The following is a 21,009-nucleotide window of genomic DNA, read 5'->3' as shown; positions in this document are numbered from 1 at the left end:
CCTCTTGTTGGTGTGACATTTCGGTCAATGACGAAGGATTATCCCCATACCGTTGGGGCCATGGTGTTCCGAAAGAGCGAGTGGCCCGCCCTGGCGGCGGCCGGCGTCACCGTCGTGTTGTGGGCCTCGGCCTTCGTGTCCATCCGCAGCGCCGGCGCGGCCTACTCCCCGGGCGCGCTGGCCCTCGGGCGGCTGCTCGCCGGGACGCTCGTGCTGGGCGCCATCGCCCTGGTCCGGCGGGTGGGATGGCCGCCGCGGGCCGCGTGGCCGGGGATCGTCACCTCGGGCGTGCTGTGGTTCGGCGCGTACATGGTGGTCCTGAACTGGGGCGAGCGCCAGGTGGACGCCGGGACCGCGGCCATGGTCGTCAACATCGGACCGATCCTCATCGCCCTGCTGAGCGCGCGCCTGCTGGGCGAGGGGCTGCCCCGGCCGCTGCTGATCGGCATGGGCGTGTCGTTCGCGGGCGCGGTGGTCGTCGGGGCCTCGGTGTCCGGCGGCGGGCACGCCTCCGTGCTCGGCGTGCTGCTGTGCCTGCTGGCCGCCGTGTCGTACGCCGGAGGAGTCGTGGCGCAGAAGCCCGCGCTGCGGCACGCCGGCGCGTTGCAGGTCACCTTCTACGGATGCCTGATCGGAACCGTCGCCTGCCTGCCCTTCGCCGGCGTGCTCGTGAGCGAGGCGGCCCGCGCCCCCCTGTCGGCGACGCTCAACATGGTCTACCTGGGGGTGTTCCCGACCGCGCTGGCCTTCACCACCTGGGCGTTCGCTCTGGCGCGGACCACGGCCGGGAAGATGGGCGCCACTACCTACGCGGTGCCGGTGCTGGTGGTGGCGATGTCGTGGGTGCTGCTCGGTGAGGTGCCCGGGCTGGTCACCCTGCTGGGCGGGGCGCTGTGCCTGGCCGGGGTCGCCGTGTCGCGGCGCCGGGCGGCTTCGCCGGAGCCCGTCGCCTCGCCGGTCACGAGCCGGTGAGGTCGCGTTCCAGGGTGCGGGCGTAGGACTCGACGGCGGCGACGATGTCCACCGCCTCCGGGTCCAGCAGCCACTGGGTCTGCAGTCCGTCGAGCGTGGCGATGATCTCGGCCGCCTTGACCTCCGGCTCCAGCCCGGCCCGCGTGAGCCCCGCCTCCTGCGCCGAGCGGATCGTGTCGGCGACGATGGCGCGCAGGGCGCGGTAGCGGGCGACGAAGTGGTCGTGCCCCGGCGCGTCCGGCTCCAGGCTCTCGGCCGCCAGCACCGTGAACAGCTTGGCCAGGCCCGCCCGGTCCCTGTTGCGCCGGGCGAACTCCGGCAGCGCCCGCAGCCGGTCGGCCGGCTCCATGCCGAGCAGCTCCATGGCGAACGCCTCGCTGTCGAGGTCGCGCCGCTCGATCACCGCCAGCAGGAGCCCCGCCTTGGTGCCGAAGTGGTGCAGCAGCCCCGGCTCGGTGATCCCCGCCCGAGCGGCCACGTCGGCCAGCGAGGTGCCCCGGTAACCCCGCTCGGCGAACAGCTCGGAGGCGATGAGGATGATCTCCTCGCGGCGCAGGCGCGCCCGTTCGCGGCGGCTCGTGACGGGTCCGTCCCCGTGGAGGGGTTGATCGGCGCGGCTCATGGTGTTAAACCTAGCGCAACTCACTTACCGAGCACTAAGTAAGTTAGGTGGCGGCCATGGGGCGTCTGCTGGCGGGAGCGGGGGTCGTCGTCCTGGCGGCGGCCCTGAGCACGAGTTCGGGGGTGGCCTGGGCGCGGCAGTCCCAGGGGGAGCCGGTCATCCTCGTCCACGGCTGGAACGGCACGCCCGATGCCTTCGCCCCGATGAAGGCGGCGCTGGAGCAGGCCGGGCACCCGACGTACGCCATCGACCTGCCCAGCGAGGAGAACGTCGCCAATGCCAACGCCATCGCCGCGCTGGTCGAGCAGGTGCGCCAGACGCACGCCGCCGACAAGGTGAGCCTGGTCGGCCACAGCATGGGCGGCCTGTCGGCCCGGTACTACCTGAAGTCCCTGGGCGGCGCGGCCAAGACGCTCGGCTACGTCTCCATGGGCACCGGCCAGCGCGGCTACTGGCCCGCCTGCCTGCTCCCGGTCGCGCAGGGCGGCCAGATGTGCCCGTCGGGCACGTTCATGCAGCAGCTCAACGGCGGCGACCCGACCCCCGGCGCGGTCCGCTACACCGTGCTGGCCAGCTCGCTCGACGAGACCCGTAACGACACCATCGACGGGGTGGCGTGCCGGGCCGAGATACCGGGCGTGCCCCACGCGGAGGAGCCGGGGAACCAGGCGTTCATCGCCGCGGTCCTGACCGCCCTGGACGGCGGCTGCCCGGCCTGACCCCGTACCGGATCGAGAGCCCCCAACTCCAGCTCCCCGGGTGCGGCCGGGGAGCTGGAGCCCGTTCAGTCGGCGGCCGTTCGCCCCGCCTCGTCGCGGAGGGCGGTCAGCCGCTCTGCCTCGTGGTGCAGCGCCGCGGTCAGGAGCAGCTCCAGGCGGAGCTCCGCGAGATCCGGCGCCGCGAGGCCGTCGAGGACGCTCATGGTGGGCCTCCCTTACAGGAGGGACGCCCCACCGGTCACTTCGGTTTACCGTTCGCCGGATATCGGTCCCCGCGAAATCCGGCCGCGGTGAGACCCGGAAGGCGTCACTCCCGGAACCTCTCCCACGCGGACTGCCGGGTCATGCCCAGCGCGGCGCCGATGCGCTCCCAGCTCACGTCGCGCGTGCGCAGGTGGCGCACCCAGTCGTGCAGGTTGTCGTCGACCTGGACCTGGACGGTGACGATCTTGGGCAGGTGGTCGAGGATCTGCTCCTCGCTCATGCTCTCCCACATGGGCAGGCGGGGTCCGGTGGAGGCGGCGAGCCGCTCCTGCTCCAGGATGTCGACGCAGAGGCCGACGCACTCGTCGCAGATGTGGACGCCGGGGCCCGCGATGAGCTTGGCGACGTCCGCGCTCGCCTTGTGGCAGAACGAACAGCGTAGTTTCTCTTCCCAGTCAGGCATGGCCTGACACTAGCCCGTCAGGCCATGCCTGACAAGGGTCATGCGGGCCCGATCGATCTCCTGGCGTTCCTCCCGGATCCGCCGGCAGATCGTCAGGTACGCGTCGACCACCTTGCGATAGGCCCGGCGCGCCTCGTCGAGCTGGGCGCTGAGCGCGAGGATCCGGTCGGGGTCGCCCTGCCGCTCGGCCTCCGCGAGCAGGTCCCGCGCCTCCTTCACGATCTCCTCGGCCCTCAGCCGCGTGCGGCGGAGCACCGCCGAGCACTCGGAGAGCTCCCGCAGGCGTGCCGAGGAGACGATGAGCTCGGCGGCGCGTACGGCCGAGCCGGTTTCCCCGTGTCTGCGGAGATCAGATGCCATTCCCGCCACCTCCCCGGTCGAGATTGCCTAAGCGTAGACGCGTGACGCGGGCCGGCGGATCACCGTCGAGCCCTCCGGGGTACGGCACTCCTACCAGTGGGAAAGTTCTCTACCCCGCGGTGGAGAAACGCCTTCCTGAAAGTAATTCGGTGCTGACGAATAGTGACCGATTGGCGATATTACCTGGGCTTTCCCGGCATGCGCCAACAATTGTCGGAGTCATCAGGGGACGAGAAAAAAGCCGGTGACGAAGTCCGCCGATCGCCCCACGCGGCCCCCGCGCTTCGTCACATACTGAAATCAAGTGGAGGCGGACTGTAGCGGCGAGGGGCGCGGCTGTGGCTATCACGACATCGGCGAAGGACGGCGAGACGGTGGACGTCAGCGTCGTCATCCCGGCCCGCGACTGCCGGCCGTACCTCGACCGCTGCCTGACCTCGGTGCTCGTCCAGCGGGTGCGCAAGGAGATCGTGGTCGTCGACGACGGCTCGACCGACGGCAGCGCCGAGCTGCTCGACCTCTACGCCGCCTACCACAGGGCCAGCGTCAAGGTCGTGCGCCTGAACGGCGCGGGCGGCGGCGCCGGGCGCCCGCGCAACGTCGGCCTCGACCACGCCACCGGCCGCTACGTCTTCTTCTGCGACGCCGACGACTACCTCGGGCCCGAGGCGCTGGAGCGCATGGTCGCCATGGCCGACCGCAACGGCTCCGACATCGTGCTCGGCAAGATGGTCGGCCACGGCCGCCGCGCGCCCGTCTCGATGTTCGCCCGCGACGCCGAGCGGGCCGAGCTGGGCGCCAGCACGGTCTACAACAGCCTGTCGTGCTTCAAGCTCTTCCGCCGCGAGATGCTCGAACGCCACCGCATCCGCTTCGCCGAGAGCCGGCTCGTGGGCGAGGACATCTACTTCACCGTCCACGCCTACTGCCACGCCGGGGTGATCTCCGTGGTCGCCGAGCACGACTGCTACCACCTGGTGGCCCGGCCCGACGGCAGCAGCATCATGCAGCAGTCCGGCAGCCGCGACCCGCTGGGCTGGCTGGCCATGATCCGGGGCCCGGTCCAGCTCATGCTGGAGCACATTCCGCCGGGACCGCTGCGCGACCACCTGTTGCTGCGCCACTTCCGGCTGGACGTGCTGGCCCAGCTCGGCGTGCCGTTCCTGGAGTCCGACCAGGTGCGCCGCAAGGACATCGCGCAGGAGGTGGCGGCGCTGTGCGACGAGTGGCTGACGCCCGGGGTCCACGCGCGGCTCAGCCGCATGGGCAAGCAGCGGGTCGCCTCGCTCGACGACGTGGACCGGCTCGGCCGGCTGGCCGACATCGAGGCCGCCGCCGTCCGCCGCCGCCTGACGGCGCTGCGCTGGGAGGAGGGCGTGCTCGTGGTCGCGGGCACGGCCGGGCTCGACGGCGTCCACCTGCCGTACGCGATGTCGCTGGTGTTGCGCGACCGGCACGACGCGGGCCGCGAGGTCGTCGTGCCCGCCGCGTGCGAGGGTGAGCGCTTCACCGCCCGCCTGGACGTCTCGCGCCTCGGCTCCGGCATCTGGGACGCGCGGATCGCGATCGAGCTGGAGGGCGTGCTGCGGACCGGCCGGCTGGGGGCCGACCGCGACGAGGACGTCGCCCGGCCCGCCGCCCGGCTCGTCGGCGAGGCGGTGGTCATCCCGTACTTCACCAAGGACAACGGCAACCTCAGCGTCGACGTCGGCGGGCACCTCGCGGCGGTGCCCGGCAGCGTGCGCGTCACCCGCACGCGGTGGGCGCTGGGCAGCCGGCTGGCCATGGACGGCGAGGTCACGGTCGGCGGGTCGGCGCCCGGCGCGTCGGCGCTGCGCCGGCTGATCTGGCGCGAGCGGCGCACCGGCGACGAGCGGGCCGAGCGGGTGGTGCCGCTGCCGGGCGGCGGGTTCGCGGCCCGGCCCGCGATCGGCCGCCTGTCGCCCGGCACCTGGGACGCCTACCTGGAGGTGGTGGTGGGCGGGCCGCCAGCGCGGTTCCGGGTCGAGGCCGACGCCGAGACGGTGGCCGCGCCGCGCCGCCTGTGGGGAGGGGCGATGTTCCGCAGCGTGCGGCCGTACGCGACGCCGGGTAAGGGACGATTGAGCGCGGTGGTCCGGAAGCTCACCGCTCGTACCATGCTACGAAGGATCTTGCCCTAATTGCCAACTATGTGCAGGTGCAAGACAATGTCCTAAAGTAGGGCTGTTGTGCTGCCCTAGGTGAAGGATGTGCCATGCACGTACCCGATGGCTTCTTCAACGCGGCCGTGTCCGGTTCCGCCGGAGCCGTGGCCGCGGCCGGAGTGGCCGTGTGCCTGCGCGGCGCCCGGCGCGAGCTCGACGACCGCACCGCCCCCATGGCGGGCCTCGTCGCCGCGTTCATCTTCGCCGTGCAGATGCTGAACTTCCCGGTCGCCGCCGGCACCAGCGGGCACCTGCTCGGAGGCGCGCTGGCGGCGATACTCGTGGGCCCCTACACCGGGGTCCTGTGCATGGCCGTGGTCCTGCTCGTCCAGGGCGTCTTCTTCGCCGACGGCGGGCTCACCGCGCTCGGCATCAACGTCACGATCATGGGCATCGTCACCGTGCTCGTCGGCTGGGGCGTCTTCCGGCTGGTCACCCAGCTCGTCCGGGGCAAGGGCGGGGTGACGGCCGCCGCGTTCCTCGCCTCCCTGATCTCGGTGCCCGCCGCGGCGCTGGCGTTCACGCTGCTGTTCTGGATCGGCGGCACCGCGCCGATCGAGGTGTCGGCGGTGGCCGTCGCGATGGGCGGCGTCCACGTGCTCATCGGCGTCGGCGAGGGCCTCATCACCGCGTTCACCGTGGGCGCGGTGCTCGCCGTCCGGCCCGACCTCGTGTACGGCGCGCGCGGGCTCGCCTCGTCGCTGGTGCTGCGCGGCCCGGACGGCGCCACGACGGTGGAGCCGGCCGCCCGGCCGGCGACGGCGGGCCACGGGCTGCGGCCGTTCCTGCTCGGCGGCGTCGGCCTGACGCTGCTGCTGGCGGGCGTCGTGTCGTTCTTCGCCTCCTCCAGCCCCGACGGCCTGGAGGCGGTCGCCGAGAACAAGGGCTTCATCGACCAGGCGACGGAGCACCTGATGAGCTGGTCGCCGCTGGGCGACTACGGCGAGGTCGGCGGCATCCCCGTCGGCGTCGCCGGGGTCATCGGCGTGGGCATCGTGCTGCTCGTCGCCGGCGCCGTCGGCTACGCGGCGCGCACCCGCGGGCAGGCCGCCGCCGGGGACGACAAGATCAAGGTCTGAGGGGAACGTCGTGGGCGCGGGGCACCACCACCAGCTCTACCTGCCGGGCGCTTCGGCGGTCCACCGGCTGCCGCCGCAGTGCAAGCTGCTCGCGGTGTTCGCCTTCGCCGTGGTCGTGGTGGCCACGCCGCGCGAGCGGTTCTGGGCGTTCGCCCTGTACGCGCTGCTGCTGGCGGCCGTGGCCTGGGCCGCCCGCGTGCCGCCCGGCCACGTGCTGCGGCGGATGGCGATCGAGCTGCCGTTCGTGCTGTTCGCCTTCCTCATCCCGGTGATCGGGATGGGGGAGCGGACCACGGTGCTCGGCCTCTCGCTCAGCGTGCCGGGGCTGTGGGCGGCGTGGAACATCCTGGCCAAGGCCACGCTGGGCGTGGTCGCCTCCATCCTGCTCGCGGCCACGACGGAGCCCCGGACGATCCTGCTCGGGGCGCAGCGGCTGCGCGTGCCGTCGCTGCTGGTGCAGATCGCCATGTTCATGCTGCGCTACCTCGACGTGATCCTGGACGAGATGCGGCGGATGCGGGTGGCCCGCGAGTCGCGCGGCTTCGAGGCCCGCGACGTCCGGCAGCTCCCGGCCGTCGCCCGCTCGGCGGGCGCCCTGTTCATCCGCTCGTACGAGCGGGGTGAGAGAGTGCATCTGGCGATGCTGAGCCGCGGCTACTCCGGCCGGATGCCGATGCTCGGCGAGGTCTCGGCGTCGGCCGCGCAGTGGGGGGTCGCGCTCCTGCTGCCGGTTTCGGCTCTAGCGGTGTTGGGACTGTCCCTGTGAACTCTCTCGAAGTCTCGCGTCTGGCCTACGCCTACCCGGACGGCACGCAGGCGCTGTTCGGCGTGGACCTCACGATCGGCCGGGGCGAGCGCGTCGCGCTGCTCGGCCCGAACGGCGCGGGCAAGACCACGCTCGTCATGCACCTCAACGGCATCCTCACCCCCGGGCACGGCACGGTGACCGTGGCCGGCACGCCCGTGCGCAAGGACACGCTCAAGGAGGTCCGCCGCCGGGTCGGCCTGGTCTTCCAGGACCCCGACGACCAGCTCTTCATGCCGACCGTCCGCGACGACGTGGCCTTCGGCCCGGCCAACATGGGCCTGACCGGCGAGGAGCTGGAGCGCGCGGTCAAGGGCGCCCTCGAACGCGTCGGCATGCTGGAGGCCGCCGACCGGCCGCCGCACCACCTGTCCTTCGGCCAGCGGCGCCGGGTGGCCGTGGCGACCGTGCTCGCGATGGAGCCGGAGATCCTCGTGCTGGACGAGCCGTCGTCCAACCTCGACCCGGCCGCCCGCAGGGAGCTGGCCGAGATCCTGCGCTCGCTCGACGTGACCGTGCTCATGGTCACGCACGACCTGCCGTACGCGCTGGAGCTGTGCGAGCGCTCGCTGATCCTCTCCGACGGGGTGATCGCCGCCGACGGGCCCACGCGCGAGCTCCTCGCGGACCCCGAGCTGCTCGCGGCCCACCGGCTGGAGCTTCCGTACGGCTTCGCCATCCCGGCCCCCGCAGAGCCCGCCTGAGCCGCGCCACGGCGCCTCCAGGAGAAGTACAGTGGCTCATCGAGGAGGGGCCCAATGAAGCTGCGGCTTGCGCGACACGCCCTCGGTGACGCCGTGGTGGTGGCCGTGGAGGGTGAGCTCGACCTTTTCACGGCGCCGTTCCTCCGCGACGAGGTACGCGACGCCATCAAGCAGGACAGCGCCCGGCTCGTCCTCGACCTCCAGCAGCTGTCGTTCATGGACTCCAGCGGCCTGTCGGTGCTCATCGAGGCGTGGCGGCTGGCGACCGGCGAGGGCGGCGGGGTGTCGCTGGCCGCGCCCCAGGCCCCGGTGGCCCGGATCCTGCGCACGACCGGCCTCGACCGGCGGATCAAGGTGTACTCCGACGTCGACAGCGCTGTGGGTGAGATTTAACCCACCCCGAGTAGAACTTCATTCGGTCGGCGGATAAGGTCCGGGATATGGACGTGAACGGATCTGCAGCAATCATCTCCGGCGGCGCCAGCGGCCTCGGTGAGGCCACCGCCCGCGAGCTCGCGCGGCACGGCGCGACCGTCGTCGTGGCCGACCTGAACGAAGAGCGCGGCAAGGCCGTCGCCGACGAGCTCGGCGGCGTCTTCGTCCGCACCGACGTGGCCGACGAGGAACAGGTGCAGGCCGCGGTGGACGCCGCCGTCGCCACCGGCAAGCCGCTGCGCGTCGTGGTCAACAGCGCGGGCATCGGCTGGGCCGAGCGCACGGTCAACCGCGAGGGCAACCCCCACAGCGCGGCCTCCTACCGCAAGGTCATCGAGGTCAACCTGATCGGCACGTTCAACCTCATGCGCATCGGCGCGGCCGCCATCGCGAAGACCGAGCCCGTGGACGGCGACGGCCAGCGCGGCGTGGTGATCAACACCGCGTCCGTGGCGGCCCTGGAGGGCCAGACCGGCCAGCTCGCCTACTCCGCCTCCAAGGGCGGCATCGTCGGCATGACCGTGCCCGCCGCCCGCGACCTGGCGGCCATCGGCGTCCGCGTCAACACGATCTGCCCCGGCATCATCGACACCCCCATCTACGGCTTCAACCCCAACGCCGAGGAGTTCAAGGCCAAGCTGGTCGCGCCGGTCGTCTTCCCCAAGCGCATGGGCCAGGCGAGCGAGTTCGCCCACCTCGTCCGCTCCCTCGTCGAGAACGACTACATGAACGCCGAGGTCGTCCGCTTCGACGGCGGCATCCGCTTCCAGCCCAAGTGAGGTCACGTGTCTGACGACGTCCTCGTCGAGGAGTCCGGCGGCGTCGCCGTGCTCACGATCAACCGCCCGAAGGCGCGCAACGCGATCAACGGCGCGGTGGCCCGGGGCATCGCCGAGGCGCTGGACGCGCTCGACGGCCGCCCCGACGTGTCCGCCTACGTCCTGACCGGCGCGGGCGGCACGTTCAGCGCCGGCATGGACCTCAAGGGGTTCCTGGCCGGCGACTTCCCCGTGGTCGAGGGGCGCGGCTTCGGCGGCCTCACCGAGGCGCCGCCGCGCAAGCCGCTGGTGGCGGCGGTCGAGGGGTACGCCCTGGCGGGCGGCTTCGAGCTGGCCCTGTCCTGCGACCTGATCGTGGCCTCCTCCGAGGCGACGTTCGGGCTGCCGGAGCCCAAGCGGGGGCTGGTCGCGGGCGCGGGCGGCATCATGCGGCTGCCGCGCCGCGTGCCGTACCACGTGGCCATGGAGATCGCGCTGACCGGCGACCACTATCCGGCCTCGCGCCTGTACGAGCTGGGCCTGGTCAACCGGATCACCGAGCCCGGCGCCGCCCTGGAGGGGGCGCTGGAGCTGGCCCGCAAGATCGCCGCCAACGCGCCGCTGGCCCTCGCGGCGACCAAGCGCGTGATCATCGAATCGCAGGACTGGCCGCTGGAGGAGATGTTCCGCCGCCAGGGCGAGATCATCAACCCGGTGTTCGGCTCCAAGGACGCCATGGAGGGCGCGGCGGCGTTCGCCGAGAAGCGCGCCCCCCAGTGGAAGGGCGAGTAGCCCGGCGCGGTCCCCGGCCCCCTCCCCGCCCCGGGGAGGGGGCCGTTTTCCTCACGCGCGCATGACGGGCCCTGCGTACGGTAAAAGAGAGGGCGTCGAGCGGGAGGGCGTATGAGCGACGATTCCAGGGCCAGGTACGAGTCGGTCAAGCGCGGGGCGGGCACGCTGCTCACCGGCGCGCTGAGCGCCCTCGTCGTCATGCTGGTGATCCTCGGCGTGATGTGGGGCGTCGAGGTCGTGGACTACGTGCTCGACGGCACGCTCGACCACGAGTTCGGCATCATCGGCTGGCGGGTGGACGGCCTGGACGGCATCCTGTTCGCGCCGTTCCTGCACGTCGGCTTCGGCCACCTCATGGCCAACTCGCTGCCGCTGCTCGTCCTCGGGTTCCTGGCCGCCGTGCGCGGCCTCGGCAGGTTCCTGGCGGCCAGCGCCCTCATCATGGTCATCGGCGGGCTCGGCACCTGGCTGTCCAGCCCGGACATCACCACGGTGGGCGCCAGCGGGCTGATCTTCGGCTACTTCGGGTACGTCGTGTGCCGGGGGCTGTTCGACCGCAGCGCCCTCGACATCCTCATCGGCGTCGGCGTGGCCGTCGCGTACTACTCGATCCTGTGGGGGCTGCTGCCCAACCAGCAGGGCATCTCGTGGCAGGGCCACCTGTTCGGCCTGATCGGCGGCGTCGTGGCGGCCTGGGCGCTGCGCCGCAAACGCCCCGCCGCCCTGCCGTCCTGACGACCTCGCGACGCGAAACGGCCCCGCACGCCGCCTTTCCTCCGGCGGGTGCGGGGCCCTTTAGGCGTGATCCGACGGCTAGAGGCGCTCGACCACGTGGTCGACGCACGCGGTCAGAGCCTCGACGTCGGCCGGGTCGATGGCCGGGAACATCGCGATGCGCAGCTGGTTGCGGCCCAGCTTGCGGTACGGCTCGGTGTCGACGATGCCGTTGGCGCGCAGCACCTTGGCCACCGCCGCCGCGTCGACCTCGTCGGCGAAGTCGATCGTGCCGACCACCTGCGAGCGGAACTCCGGCGCGGCGAACGGCGACGCGTAGGACGACTTCTCGGCCCACGAGTACAGGCGCTGCGCCGAGTCGGCCGTGCGGGAGGTGGTCCAGGCCAGGCCGCCGTTGCCGTTCATCCAGTCGAGCTGGTCGGCCAGCAGGAAGAGCGTGGCCACGGCCGGGGTGTTGTAGGTCTGGTCCTTGGCGGAGTTGTCGATGGCGACCGGCAGGCTGAAGAACTCCGGCACGTAGCGGTCGGTCGCGGCGATCTCCTCGACGCGGGCCAGCGCGCGCGGCGACATCAGCGCGATCCACAGGCCGCCGTCGGAGGCGAAGCTCTTCTGCGGCGCGAAGTAGTAGACGTCGGTCTCCTCGATCGACACGGGCAGGCCGCCCGCGCCGGAGGTGGCGTCCACGAGCACCAGCGAGTCGTCGGAGCCGACCCGCCGGATCGGCATGGCCACGCCGGTCGAGGTCTCGTTGTGGGTGAGCGCGTAGACGTCGACGCCGTCCTCGGCGACCGCGGTCGGGTGGGTGCCGACCTCGGACTTGATCACCGACGGCTCGCCCAGCCACGGCGCCTTGCGGGCGACGGTGGCGAACTTGGACGAGAACTCGCCGAACGACAGGTGCTGGGAGCGGTCGCGGATGAGCCCGAAGGAGGCGATGTCCCAGAACGCGGTGGTGCCGCCGTTGCCGAGGACGACCTGGTAGCCCTCGGGCAGCGAGAACAGGTCGGCCAGCCCGGAGCGCACGCGGCCGACCAACTCCTTGACCGGCTTCTGGCGGTGGGAGGTGCCCATGACGCTCGCCCCGGCGGAGGCGAGGGCGGCCAGCTGCTCGGTGCGAACCTTCGAGGGCCCGCAGCCGAAGCGGCCGTCGGCGGGCTTGATGTCAGCGGGAATCACGATGTCAGCCACCCGACCAGGTTACTGAGCCGGTCGGGGTGACTCGGTCCGGGTCCGGAATGTGAGATATATGCGGGCCCGGGCGCGCCGTCGGGCGGCGGCGCGGGCGGGCGGCGCCGTACCGCCCGGGTGATGTCGCACCCGGGCGGTGAGCGGACCCTTCGGCCTTGTGGGCGCCGGGGTCAGATGGTGCCGGCGACCTCGGCGGCGCCGGGCACGTCGCTGAGCGGACGCGACGCCGGGCCGGTGTACCTGGCGCTCGGGCGGACCAGGCGGCCCGTCTTCTTCTGCTCCAGGACGTGCGCGGCCCAACCGGCCGTGCGGGCGCAGGTGAACATCGAGGTGAACATGTGCGAGGGCACTTCGGCGAAGTCGAGGACCACGGCGGCCCAGTACTCCACGTTGGTGGCCAGCACACGGTCGGGCTTGCGGGCGTGCAGCTCCTCCAGCGCCGCCTGCTCCAGCGCCGCCGCGACCTCGTAGCGCGGGGCGTCGAGCTCCTTGGCGGTACGGCGCAGCACGCGGGCGCGCGGGTCCTCGGCGCGGTAGACGCGGTGGCCGAAGCCCATGAGCCGCTGGCCCTTGTCCAGCTCGCTCTGCACGTACTTCTTGGCGTCGCCCATCTGCTCGACGCCCTCGATCATGTGCAGCACGCGGGCCGGGGCGCCGCCGTGCAGCGGGCCGGACATGGCCCCGACGGCGCCGGACAGCGCGGCCGCCACGTCGGCGCCGGTCGAGGCGATGACGCGGGCGGTGAACGTCGAGGCGTTCATGCCGTGCTCGGCGGCGGAGGTCCAATAGGCGTCGATGGCCTTGACATGCCGGGGGTCCGGCTCGCCGCGCCAACGGATCATGAACCGCTCGACGATCGTCTTCGCCTCGTCCACCCGGCTCTGCGGCACCATCGGCAGGCCGAGGCCGCGCGCCGACTGCGCCACGAAGGAAAGGGCCATCACCGAGGCGCGGGCGAGCTGGTCGCGCGCCTCCTCGTCCGAGATGTCGAGCAGCGGCTTGAAGCCGTACGCCGGGGCCAGCATGGCCAGGGCGCTCTGCACGTCGACCCGGATGTCACCGGAGTGGACGGGAATGGGGTACGGCTCCGCCGGGGGCAGGCCCGGCTGGAACTTGTTGTCCACCAGCAGGCCCCAAACGTGTCCGAACGGGACACGGCCGACCAGCTCCTCGATGTCGACGCCCCGGTATCGAAGGGCGCCTCCTTCTTTGTCCGGTTCCGCGATCTCGGTCTCGAAGGCCACGACGCCTTCGAGGCCGGGTTTGAAGTCGGACATTATTGGCCGCCTCCCTTTCTTGCCATGTTCCGGCAATGCCTTGATGTCGAGATACCGGCGGGTCAATTTAACCCCCTGCCGAGTGATGCTCGGTCTCCGGACCCGTTGAAACGCCATAACCCCAGGTCGGGGGCTCGGTATGGGGGTCCACGGCCGAGCGCGCAAGAATATCGTCTCGTGGATGCCACCTCGCGCCCGCCCTCGCTGGCCGGGCTTCGCCGCACGTACGAGGGCGAGCCGCTGCTCGAATCCGGGGCCGCCGCCGATCCGATCACCCAATTCAGCGTCTGGTTCGAGGACGCGCTGCAGGCGGGCGTGCCCGAACCGAACGCCATGGTGCTGGCCACCGCCTCGGCCGGCGGCCGGCCCAGCGCCCGCACGGTCCTGCTCAAGGGCTACGACGAACGGGGCTTCGTCTTCTACACCAACTACGAGTCGCGCAAGGGCCGCGACCTGACCGAGAACCCCCGGGCCTCGCTGCTGTTCCCCTGGCACCCGATCCGCCGCCAGGTCCGCGTCGAGGGCTCGGTGACGCGCCTGTCGCACGAGGAGTCGGAGGTCTACTTCCGCTCCCGTCCGTACGGCTCGCGCATCGGCGCGTGGGCGTCGCGGCAGAGCGCGGTGGTGCGCTCGCGGGAGGAGCTGGACGCCCGCTACGCGGAGCTGGCGGCGCGCTGGCCGGACGATCCGCCGGTGCCCGACTTCTGGGGCGGCTACCGGGTCGTGCCGCTGGAGGTGGAGTTCTGGCAGGGCCAGCTCGACCGCATGCACGACCGCCTCCGCTACCGGCGAACCGGATCTCGGTGGGTCTTGGAGAGACTTGCCCCTTAATGTGCCTTAAGTGGCAATCGGGGAGCTGGTTAAACGACATCTACTGGACACCCGGCCGCTGGGCGTGCCCGCGTACCGGCGAATCTGGATCGGCCAGGCCGTCTCGCACGTGGGCAACGCCGCGACCCTCGTCGCGGTCGGCCAGCAGGTCTACGTCCTCACCCACTCGTCCTTCTGGGTGGGCCTGCTGGGCATGGCGAACTTCGTCCCGCTGGTCGCCTTCGGCCTGTGGGGAGGAGCCGTCGCCGACGCCGTGGACCGGCGCCGCCTCCTGCTGATCGGCTCGGCCATCTCGTGGACGAGCACCCTGCTCATCCTGTTCCAGGCGCTCGCCGGCCTGGACAACGTCTACGCGCTGCTCGCGGCCGTCGCGGTGAACGCCACCGGCTTCGCGATCAGCTCGCCCACCCGGGGCGCGATCATCCCGCGCATCCTCACCCCCGAGCTGGTGCCGGCCGCCAACGCCCTCAACTCCCTGGTGTACAGCCTCGGCGCCATCGCCGGGCCGATGATCGGCGGCCTCGTCCTCGCCTGGTCCGGCTACGCGGCCGTCTACGCGCTCGACGCCGTCCTGTTCGGCGCCGGCCTGTACGCCGCGCTGCGGCTGCCGCCGCTCCAGCCGGAGGGCGAGGTGCGCCGGCCCGGCGCCCGGGCGGTGGTCGAGGGGCTGCGGTTCATCCTCGGCAGCCAGGTGCTGCTCATGTCGTTCGTGGTGGACATCATCGCGATGGTGCTCGCGCTGCCCCGCGCCCTGTTCCCCCAGGTGGCGGCCGAGCGGTTCGGCGGCGATCCCCTCGCCCTCGGCTGGCTCAACGCGTCCATGGCGATCGGCTCGGCCGCCGGGGCGCTGTTCTCCGGCTGGGTCGGCCGGGTCACCCGGCAGGGGATCGCCCTCGTCGCCGTCATCGCCGTGTGGGGGCTGTCGGTCGCCGCGGCCGGGCTGGCCCACCAGTTGTGGGCCGTCGTCGCGTTCATGGCCGTGGGCGGGGCGGCCGACGTCGTGTCGTCCGTGTGGCGGCAGTCCATCCTCCAGCTCCACGCGCCCGACGAGATGCGCGGGCGCATGCAGGGCGTCTTCCTCGTGGTCGTGGCCGGCGGGCCGCGCCTCGGCGACCTGCGGGCCGGCGCCACGGCCGTCGCGTTGGGGGTGGGAGCGGCCTGGGTGGGCGGCGGGCTCGCGTGCGCCGCCGCCGTGCTGGCCGTCGGCCTGTCCGTCGCCCGCTTCAGGGACTACCGCGCCGGCCGTTGACGGTGGTGTGCGCGGCGACCCGGAGGTCGGCGAGCAGGCCCGCGTAGGCCGCGTCCCGGTCGGGGGCGCGCAGCACCGCCGACGGGTGGATGGTCGCGATCGCCAGCGCCTCCCCCAGAGGCACCGGCTCCCCGCGCTGCCGCGTCACCCGGAAGGCCGGCCCCAGCAGCGACCGCGCCGCCGTGGCGCCCAGCACCACCACCACCTCCGGCTCCACCAGCGCCAGCTCGGCCGTCAGCCACGGCCGGCAGGCGTCCACCTCGGCCGCCGTCGGCTTCTGGTGGATGCGCCGCTTGCCCCTGAGCACGAACGAGAAGTGCTTGACCGCGTTCGTCACGTAGACGTCGTCGCGGTCGATGCCGGCCTCCTCCAGCGCCCGGTCCAGGACCCGCCCGGCCGGCCCGACGAAGGGCGCGCCCTTGCGGTCCTCCTGGTCGCCCGGCTGCTCGCCCACCAGCATGAACCGGGCCGACGCCGGTCCCTCGCCGAAGACCGACTGGGTGGCGTCACGGTAGAGGTCGCAGCCCTGACAGCGGGTCGCCGCGTCACGAAGGGAGTCCAGGTCGAGGCGGTCGGGAAGGAACGGGGCCGCCCCGTTGTTGCCGTCCTTTGCCATCGCCGGTCCTTGTCCGCAAGTAAGGTTTCCTCTGACTTGTGTGCCCGAGGCGGACGGGCTCAGTCCCCGCCGTGACCGGCGTAGCATTCCAGTTGGGAGGAGCCTTGACCGCACACGGCCTGATCGACACGACGGAGATGTACCTCCGGACGATTTACGAGCTCGAAGAGGAGGGCATCGTCCCCCTCCGGGCGCGCATCGCCGAGCGCCTCCAGCAGAGCGGCCCGACGGTGAGCCAGACCGTGGCCCGCATGGAGCGCGACGGACTGGTCCGCGTCGAGGGCGACCGGCACCTGTCGATGACGGAGCTGGGCCGCACGCTCGCCACCCGGGTGATGCGCAAGCACCGCCTCGCCGAGTGCCTGCTGACCGAGGTGATCGGACTGCCGTGGGAGGAGGTGCACATCGAGGCGTGCCGCTGGGAGCACGTGATGTCCGAGTCCGTGGAGGCCCGTCTGGTGACGCTGCTGCACAACCCGACGACGTGCCCGCACGGCAACCCCATCCCCGGCCTGGCGGAGCTGGGGGCCAAGGAGCCGTCCGACGAGGCGGGTCTGTCCATCCTGACCTCGATGTCGGCGCTCGCCGGTCCCCGGGACGTACCGGTCGTCGTGCGGCGAATTAGCGAACAAGTGCAAAGCGATCCCGCCGTGATGCTTAAACTCAAGCAAGTTGGGATACAACCCGGACGCGAGGTCACGCTCGCGGCGAGCGACGACGGTGTACGGGTGACAGGTGACGGTGACGCGAACAACACTCCCGCGGAGCTACCGCGCGACGTCGCCGCGCACGTTTTCGTCTCCAAGCGCTGACGCGCGCGCTGCTGCTTGGTTGAATCCCTCGAGGGAGGCCCTCCACTCCCCTCCGGTCAAGACTGTTGCAGGAGCGCCCGTGGTTCGCTTTGCGCACATGCCTCCCCGAGGAGTGGTCTCCGGATGAAGCGCTGGGGGGATCTCTCCGAGGACGCGGCCGACCACCTCGCCGCGGAGTCCGTCCTGGACCACGCCGAGATGGCGGTCGTGGTGACCGACCGGTTCAGCAACCTCCTGTACTGGAACCCCTTCGCGGAGAGGCTGTTCGGCCGGCCCGGCAAGTCCGTGGCCGGCGACACGTCGGTGCTGTCCCTCGGCATCCTGGAGAAGGACCACCCGCTCGCGATCGAGCTGGCCAAGCACGTGCTCAAGGGCGGCGTCTGGGAGGGCACGTTCGACGTGCGGCGCGGCGACGGCACGATCGTCTACGTGCGCGCCCAGGCCGTGCCGCTGCGCCACTCCTCCGGCTCGGTGACCGGCATCGTGATCACGGCGCGGGAGGCGCTGCGCAGCAACGAGCGCGAGAAGGACCGCTTCGGCCTGCTGGAGCGCATCGGCGAGCGGCTCGCCGGCTCCCTGTACGTCGAGGAGACCCTCAAGCGGGTCGCCGAGATGCTCGTCCCGCAGTTCGCCGACCACTGCTTCATCGAGCTGATGGAGGGCGACCGCCTGGTGCGCCGGGTGTCGCAGCACGTGCAGGGCTGGACCCCGCCGCCCGGCACCTGGAAGCCCGTCGGCGCCGAGATCCGCTACCCGCCCGGCCACTACGCCGAGGTCGCGATGCGCCGCCAGGAGACGATCCTCGTCGAGGACTTCTCCGCCAGCAGCTTCCCCGCCCCGAGCGAGGACAGCGCCAAGCTGTGCGGCGAGGTCGGCATGACCTCCGCCATCGTGGCGCCGCTGTGCGTGCGCGGCGAGACGCTGGGCCAGATGTACCTCGGCCTGTCCAACCTGACCGACCGGCGCAGCCCCCACTACGACGCCTTCGACCGCGACTTCGTCGGCGCCATCGCCACCCGCGTGGCGCTCGCGATCGACAACGCGCTGCTGTTCGAGGAGGAGCGGCACACCGCCGAGTCGTTCCAGAAGCACCTGCTGCCGCGGGCGCTGCCGAAGCTCGACGGCCTGCAGATCGCCGTGCGCTACTACCCGGCCGCGCCGCTCGCCTCCCACGGCCAGGGCATCCAGACCCAGGTCGGCGGCGACTGGTACGACGTGATCCCGCTGTCGGCGGGCCGGGTCGGCATCGTCATCGGCGACGTCGAGGGCCGGGGCGCCCGCGCCGCGGCGATCATGGGACAGCTCCGCGCCGCCCTGCGCGCCTTCGCCCAGGACGACAAGTCGCCCGCCGACATCCTCGCCCGGCTCGACGAGTGGACCCGCATCATCGCCACTCCCGAGAAGGACGACAACGGCGCCGACGTCAGCGTCCCGCCGATCGTGACCTGCCAGTACCTCGTCTACGACGCCTGGTCGCGCACGCTGTCGTTCGCCAACGCCGGCCACGCGCCGCCGCTGCTGCTGGTCGACGGCCAGTGCGTCGAGATGGACATCGAGGAGGTCGGCCAGCCGCTGGGCGTGCGCGCCAAGGGCCTGCACGCCGACCTGGTCTACAAGGAGCAGACCCGCGTGCTGCCGCCCGGCGCCGCCCTGCTGCTCTACACCGACGGCCTGGTGGACCGGCGCCCCAACCGCGACGGCCAGATGCCGAGCGACGAGGAGACGCTCGGCGTGCTGTGCGAGAAGCTCGCCAAGTACGCCGACGCCGAGGTGGAGCGGGTGGCCGACGCCGCCACGGTGGCCGTGCCCGGCGAGATCGACGACGACATGGCGATCCTCGTGGTCCGCTCCAGCGGGGCCGACCTGGACGTGGAGGAGCGCACGTTCCCCGCCCAGCCGATCATGGTCGGTGAGGCGCGGCGCATGGCCTCGGAGGCGTTCGACGCCTGGAACGTACCCGAGGAGCGGGCCGAGCTGGCCTGCCTGCTCGTGTCGGAGGTCGTCACCAACGTGGTGCTGCACGCCGCGAGCGCCACCGTCCCGCGCCGCGAGCTGACCGTGGACGGGCCGCTGCCGTTCGACGAGTCGTGGGACGTGCCGGGCTTCGAGGACGAGGTCGTGGGCGAGAAGGAGTTCACGCTGCGGCTGCGCCGGGGCGACGAGGCCGTCTGGGTCGAGGTGTTCGACCAGGACCTGCGGTTGCCGCGCATCCGCAGCGCGGGGGAGAACGACGAGGGCGGCCGCGGCCTCTATCTCGTCGACCAGCTCGCCCGGCGTTGGGGCTCGCGTCCTACCAGGGAAGGCAAAGCCGTCTGGTTCGAGATTCCCACGCGCAGCCGCTGAGTGGTTCACTCCTCTGCATGGAGTTGGCCTTCGAGCGGCGCGGCGCCGGTCCGCCGCTGATCCTCGTCCACGGCATCGGCCACCACTGGCAGGGCTGGCTGCCGGTCATGGACCGGCTGGCCGCCTCGCGCACGGTGATCGCCCTTGACCTGCCCGGGTTCGGGGTCTCGCCGCCGCTGCCCGCCGGCACGCCGTACACCGCGGAGGCGCTGGCCGACGCGGTCGAGGCGTTCTGCGAGCTGCTGGGCGTGCGCGAGCCGCACGTGGCGGGCAACTCGCTGGGCGGCTACATCGCGCTGGAGCTGGCCTCGCGCGGCGTGGTCCGCACCGCCACCGCGCTGTCGCCGGCCGGCTTCTGGTCGCCCTCGGAGCTCGTGTACACCCGGACGGTGCTGCGCGCCCTGCGCGCGTCGGCCGCGGCCCTGCCGCCCGAGCAGGCGGCCCGGGCCGCCGCCAACCCGGCGGGCCGGGCGCTGACGGCGGGGCTGCTGGTCGCCCGTCCCTCCAGGCTGGCGCCGGAGGCGCTGGTGGCCGCCTCGCAGGCGATGGCGGCCGCGCCGGGCTTCGAGGAGACGCTGGAGTCGTTCGCCGGGATGATGCCGCCCGCGCCGCCCAAGGCGCCGATCACGATCGCCTGGGGCGAGCACGACCGCCTGCTGCCGCGCCGGCAGGCCGTGCGCGCCGCCCGGTGGTCGGGGCAGCGGGTCAAGCTGCTGCTCGGGTGCGGGCACCTGCCGATGAGCGACGACCCGGAGCTGGTGGCCAGGGTGCTGCTGGAGGGCAGCGGGGGCTAGGCGGCTTCGAGGTTGGCCGCCATACGGCGCAGCACGTCGATGGTGGTCGCGTACTCCTCCCGGCTCACCCCCTCGGCGGCGCGGCGGCGGATGCGGCCGACCTGCTCCGCGAGCGCCGTGTGCGCGCGCCGTCCCTCCTCGGTGAGCCCGGCGCCGTCGGCCCATCCGCGGGCGGCCAGGCTTTCCCGCGCGTCGTCCACCCCGGAGAACGGGGTGAGCTGCGCGCTGGGGTCGTCTCCGGCGGCCAGCACGTTGAGCACCTGCCACTCCCGGCGCGACACCCCTTCCGCGCCGAGTGTGCCGTCGAGAGTGCCCTCGAACAGCTCGTCCAGGTGCTTGATCCAGTAACCGATCATCTTCTTCATGAATGTAGAATAGCAACTATATGTACGATGACAAATACCTTGAGACGGTCGAACGCGCGATGGTCGCCATCAGGCGCAGGCAGAGCAGGCGCGTCCTGGCGCGGCAGCACGGCGCCCCCGCCCCGGAGCACGAGGTGCTGGACGTGCTGGAGGCGGCCGGCGAGCCGGTGACCGTGTCGGCCGTCGCCGAGGCGCTGTCGGTCGACCAGCCGCGGGCCAGCCGTCTGGTCGCGGCGGCGGTGTCGGCCGGCCTGGTGCGGCGCGAAGCCGACCAGGCCGACGGGCGCCGGGCGCTGCTCGTCATGACCGAGGCGGGGCGGGAGGCGGTCGAGCGGGCCCACCAGGGCAGGCGCGCGACCTTCGACCGGGCCATGGTCGGATGGACGGGCGAGGAGCGCGCGCAGTTCGCGCGGCTGCTCACCCGCTTCGTCGAGTCGCTGCCGGGCGGCTAGCCGGCCGGGCGGCCGGTCAGCGGAAGGTCTGGCCCCAGAGCAGCAACATGACGATCACGAAGACGATCATGATTCCGGCATAGCCGACGGCGCCCAGGCGCAGCGCGCGCCGCACGCGGTTCAGGCCCCAGGCGAACAGCAACGCGAGGAACACCAGGAGGATCAGGCCGCCGTCCATGCTGCCCAGTATGCGCCGCCGGAAAGCCCGGCGCGCGCGGCCATGCCGGGTCTCCATGGGGAGTGTCGGC

25 protein-coding genes are annotated in these 21,009 nt (G+C 72.3%); 16 read left to right on the top strand and 9 right to left on the bottom strand.

From position 1 onward, the window contains the following. Window positions 1-60: 60 nt before the first annotated feature. On the top strand, window positions 61-972 hold the full coding sequence (locus HD595_RS12070) for a DMT family transporter (RefSeq protein ID WP_253768515.1): 912 nt from the start codon (window positions 61-63) through the stop codon (window positions 970-972). Here the strand turns inward: HD595_RS12070 and HD595_RS12065 are convergent. Continuing rightward, window positions 959-1,594, bottom strand: coding sequence for a TetR/AcrR family transcriptional regulator (locus HD595_RS12065; protein WP_253768514.1), 636 nt, complete (start codon window positions 1,592-1,594; stop codon window positions 959-961). The genes HD595_RS12070 and HD595_RS12065 overlap by 14 nt on opposite strands. Window positions 1,595-1,650: 56 nt before the next feature. Here HD595_RS12065 and HD595_RS12060 point away from each other — a divergent pair, with 56 nt between their 5' ends. After that, a complete protein-coding gene (locus tag HD595_RS12060) occupies window positions 1,651-2,313 on the top strand; it encodes an esterase/lipase family protein (protein WP_253768512.1) in 663 nt (220 codons plus the stop codon). A 65-nt stretch (window positions 2,314-2,378) separates the two neighbouring features. Here HD595_RS12060 and HD595_RS12055 read toward each other — a convergent pair whose 3' ends face one another. From HD595_RS12055 to HD595_RS12045, 3 genes are all read right to left on the bottom strand, one after another. Next, window positions 2,379-2,516: a hypothetical protein gene (locus tag HD595_RS12055; protein ID WP_253768511.1), complete on the bottom strand. Its 138-nt coding sequence runs from the start codon at window positions 2,514-2,516 to the stop codon at window positions 2,379-2,381. A 104-nt stretch (window positions 2,517-2,620) separates the two neighbouring features. Then, window positions 2,621-2,980, bottom strand: coding sequence for a ClpX C4-type zinc finger protein (locus HD595_RS45750; RefSeq protein WP_301309492.1), 360 nt, complete (start codon window positions 2,978-2,980; stop codon window positions 2,621-2,623). Between the two features lie 9 nt (window positions 2,981-2,989). Then, window positions 2,990-3,340 (bottom strand): hypothetical protein, encoded by a 351-nt coding sequence (locus HD595_RS12045; protein WP_253768509.1) that lies wholly within the window; start codon window positions 3,338-3,340, stop codon window positions 2,990-2,992. A 338-nt stretch (window positions 3,341-3,678) separates the two neighbouring features. Here HD595_RS12045 and HD595_RS12040 point away from each other — a divergent pair, with 338 nt between their 5' ends. From HD595_RS12040 to HD595_RS12005, 8 genes are all read left to right on the top strand, one after another. Continuing rightward, a complete protein-coding gene (locus tag HD595_RS12040) occupies window positions 3,679-5,502 on the top strand; it encodes a glycosyltransferase family 2 protein (protein WP_253768507.1) in 1,824 nt (607 codons plus the stop codon). 74 nt (window positions 5,503-5,576) lie between these two features. Then, on the top strand, window positions 5,577-6,605 hold the full coding sequence (locus HD595_RS12035) for an energy-coupling factor ABC transporter permease (RefSeq protein WP_253768505.1): 1,029 nt from the start codon (window positions 5,577-5,579) through the stop codon (window positions 6,603-6,605). A 10-nt stretch (window positions 6,606-6,615) separates the two neighbouring features. Next, on the top strand, window positions 6,616-7,371 hold the full coding sequence (gene cbiQ, locus HD595_RS12030; protein ID WP_253768503.1) for a cobalt ECF transporter T component CbiQ: 756 nt from the start codon (window positions 6,616-6,618) through the stop codon (window positions 7,369-7,371). Next, window positions 7,368-8,114, top strand: a complete 747-nt coding sequence (locus tag HD595_RS12025) for an energy-coupling factor ABC transporter ATP-binding protein (RefSeq protein ID WP_253768501.1) — start codon at window positions 7,368-7,370, stop codon at window positions 8,112-8,114. Before cbiQ ends, HD595_RS12025 begins: the two co-directional genes overlap by 4 nt. A gap of 54 nt (window positions 8,115-8,168) precedes the next feature. Further along, window positions 8,169-8,507: an STAS domain-containing protein gene (locus HD595_RS12020; RefSeq protein WP_101785558.1), complete on the top strand. Its 339-nt coding sequence runs from the start codon at window positions 8,169-8,171 to the stop codon at window positions 8,505-8,507. Between the two features lie 47 nt (window positions 8,508-8,554). Further along, window positions 8,555-9,328, top strand: coding sequence for an SDR family NAD(P)-dependent oxidoreductase (locus tag HD595_RS12015; protein WP_253768499.1), 774 nt, complete (start codon window positions 8,555-8,557; stop codon window positions 9,326-9,328). 6 nt (window positions 9,329-9,334) lie between these two features. Next, window positions 9,335-10,099, top strand: a complete 765-nt coding sequence (locus tag HD595_RS12010; protein WP_253768497.1) for a crotonase/enoyl-CoA hydratase family protein — start codon at window positions 9,335-9,337, stop codon at window positions 10,097-10,099. Between the two features lie 111 nt (window positions 10,100-10,210). Next, window positions 10,211-10,834: a rhomboid family intramembrane serine protease gene (locus HD595_RS12005; RefSeq protein WP_253768495.1), complete on the top strand. Its 624-nt coding sequence runs from the start codon at window positions 10,211-10,213 to the stop codon at window positions 10,832-10,834. Between the two features lie 78 nt (window positions 10,835-10,912). Here the strand turns inward: HD595_RS12005 and serC are convergent, their stop codons facing one another. Together serC and HD595_RS11995 are read right to left on the bottom strand one after the other, a co-directional pair. Continuing rightward, complete coding sequence (serC, locus tag HD595_RS12000; RefSeq protein ID WP_253768493.1) at window positions 10,913-12,022, bottom strand: phosphoserine transaminase; 1,110 nt, start codon at window positions 12,020-12,022, stop codon at window positions 10,913-10,915. A gap of 170 nt (window positions 12,023-12,192) precedes the next feature. Continuing rightward, window positions 12,193-13,299, bottom strand: a complete 1,107-nt coding sequence (locus tag HD595_RS11995; RefSeq protein WP_253768491.1) for a citrate synthase 2 — start codon at window positions 13,297-13,299, stop codon at window positions 12,193-12,195. 177 nt (window positions 13,300-13,476) lie between these two features. On the opposite strand from HD595_RS11995, the gene pdxH reads away from it, so the two are divergent. Next, window positions 13,477-14,130 carry a pyridoxamine 5'-phosphate oxidase gene (gene pdxH, locus HD595_RS11990; protein ID WP_253768489.1) on the top strand — a complete coding sequence of 218 codons (654 nt, stop codon included), beginning with the start codon at window positions 13,477-13,479 and terminating at the stop codon, window positions 14,128-14,130. Between the two features lie 10 nt (window positions 14,131-14,140). Then, on the top strand, window positions 14,141-15,379 hold the full coding sequence (locus HD595_RS11985) for an MFS transporter (RefSeq protein WP_253768487.1): 1,239 nt from the start codon (window positions 14,141-14,143) through the stop codon (window positions 15,377-15,379). Here the strand turns inward: HD595_RS11985 and HD595_RS11980 are convergent. Beyond that, on the bottom strand, window positions 15,354-15,995 hold the full coding sequence (locus HD595_RS11980; protein ID WP_253768486.1) for a UdgX family uracil-DNA binding protein: 642 nt from the start codon (window positions 15,993-15,995) through the stop codon (window positions 15,354-15,356). The genes HD595_RS11985 and HD595_RS11980 overlap by 26 nt on opposite strands. Before the next feature lie 104 nt (window positions 15,996-16,099). Here HD595_RS11980 and HD595_RS11975 point away from each other — a divergent pair, with 104 nt between their 5' ends. The 3 genes from HD595_RS11975 (at window position 16,100) to HD595_RS11965 (ending at window position 19,944) form a co-directional block, all read left to right on the top strand. Further along, a complete protein-coding gene (locus HD595_RS11975) occupies window positions 16,100-16,807 on the top strand; it encodes an iron-dependent transcriptional repressor DtxR (protein WP_301309491.1) in 708 nt (235 codons plus the stop codon). A gap of 123 nt (window positions 16,808-16,930) precedes the next feature. Then, window positions 16,931-19,150 (top strand): ATP-binding SpoIIE family protein phosphatase, encoded by a 2,220-nt coding sequence (locus HD595_RS11970; protein WP_253768484.1) that lies wholly within the window; start codon window positions 16,931-16,933, stop codon window positions 19,148-19,150. A 17-nt stretch (window positions 19,151-19,167) separates the two neighbouring features. Further along, entirely contained in the window at window positions 19,168-19,944 is a 777-nt protein-coding gene (locus tag HD595_RS11965; RefSeq protein WP_253768482.1) for an alpha/beta fold hydrolase, read from the top strand. Here HD595_RS11965 and HD595_RS11960 read toward each other — a convergent pair. Beyond that, on the bottom strand, window positions 19,941-20,309 hold the full coding sequence (locus HD595_RS11960) for a MarR family transcriptional regulator (RefSeq protein WP_253768480.1): 369 nt from the start codon (window positions 20,307-20,309) through the stop codon (window positions 19,941-19,943). The two genes, HD595_RS11965 and HD595_RS11960, sit on opposite strands and share 4 nt — an antisense overlap. Before the next feature lie 20 nt (window positions 20,310-20,329). On the opposite strand from HD595_RS11960, the gene HD595_RS11955 reads away from it, so the two are divergent. Next, the gene (locus HD595_RS11955; protein WP_253768478.1) at window positions 20,330-20,761 is read left to right on the top strand and encodes a MarR family winged helix-turn-helix transcriptional regulator; all 432 of its coding nucleotides are present in this window, start codon (window positions 20,330-20,332) and stop codon (window positions 20,759-20,761) included. A 16-nt stretch (window positions 20,762-20,777) separates the two neighbouring features. Here the strand turns inward: HD595_RS11955 and HD595_RS11950 are convergent, their stop codons facing one another. Beyond that, the gene (locus tag HD595_RS11950) at window positions 20,778-20,939 is read right to left on the bottom strand and encodes a hypothetical protein (protein ID WP_175595499.1); all 162 of its coding nucleotides are present in this window, start codon (window positions 20,937-20,939) and stop codon (window positions 20,778-20,780) included. Between the last annotated feature and the right edge of the window lie 70 nt (window positions 20,940-21,009).

The sequence above is a fragment of the Nonomuraea roseoviolacea subsp. carminata genome, from assembly GCF_024172185.1.
GTDB lineage: Bacteria > Actinomycetota > Actinomycetes > Streptosporangiales > Streptosporangiaceae > Nonomuraea > Nonomuraea roseoviolacea.
Note: the sequence above shows the minus strand (reverse complement) of the source record. Positions and strands in the feature narration are given on the sequence as shown.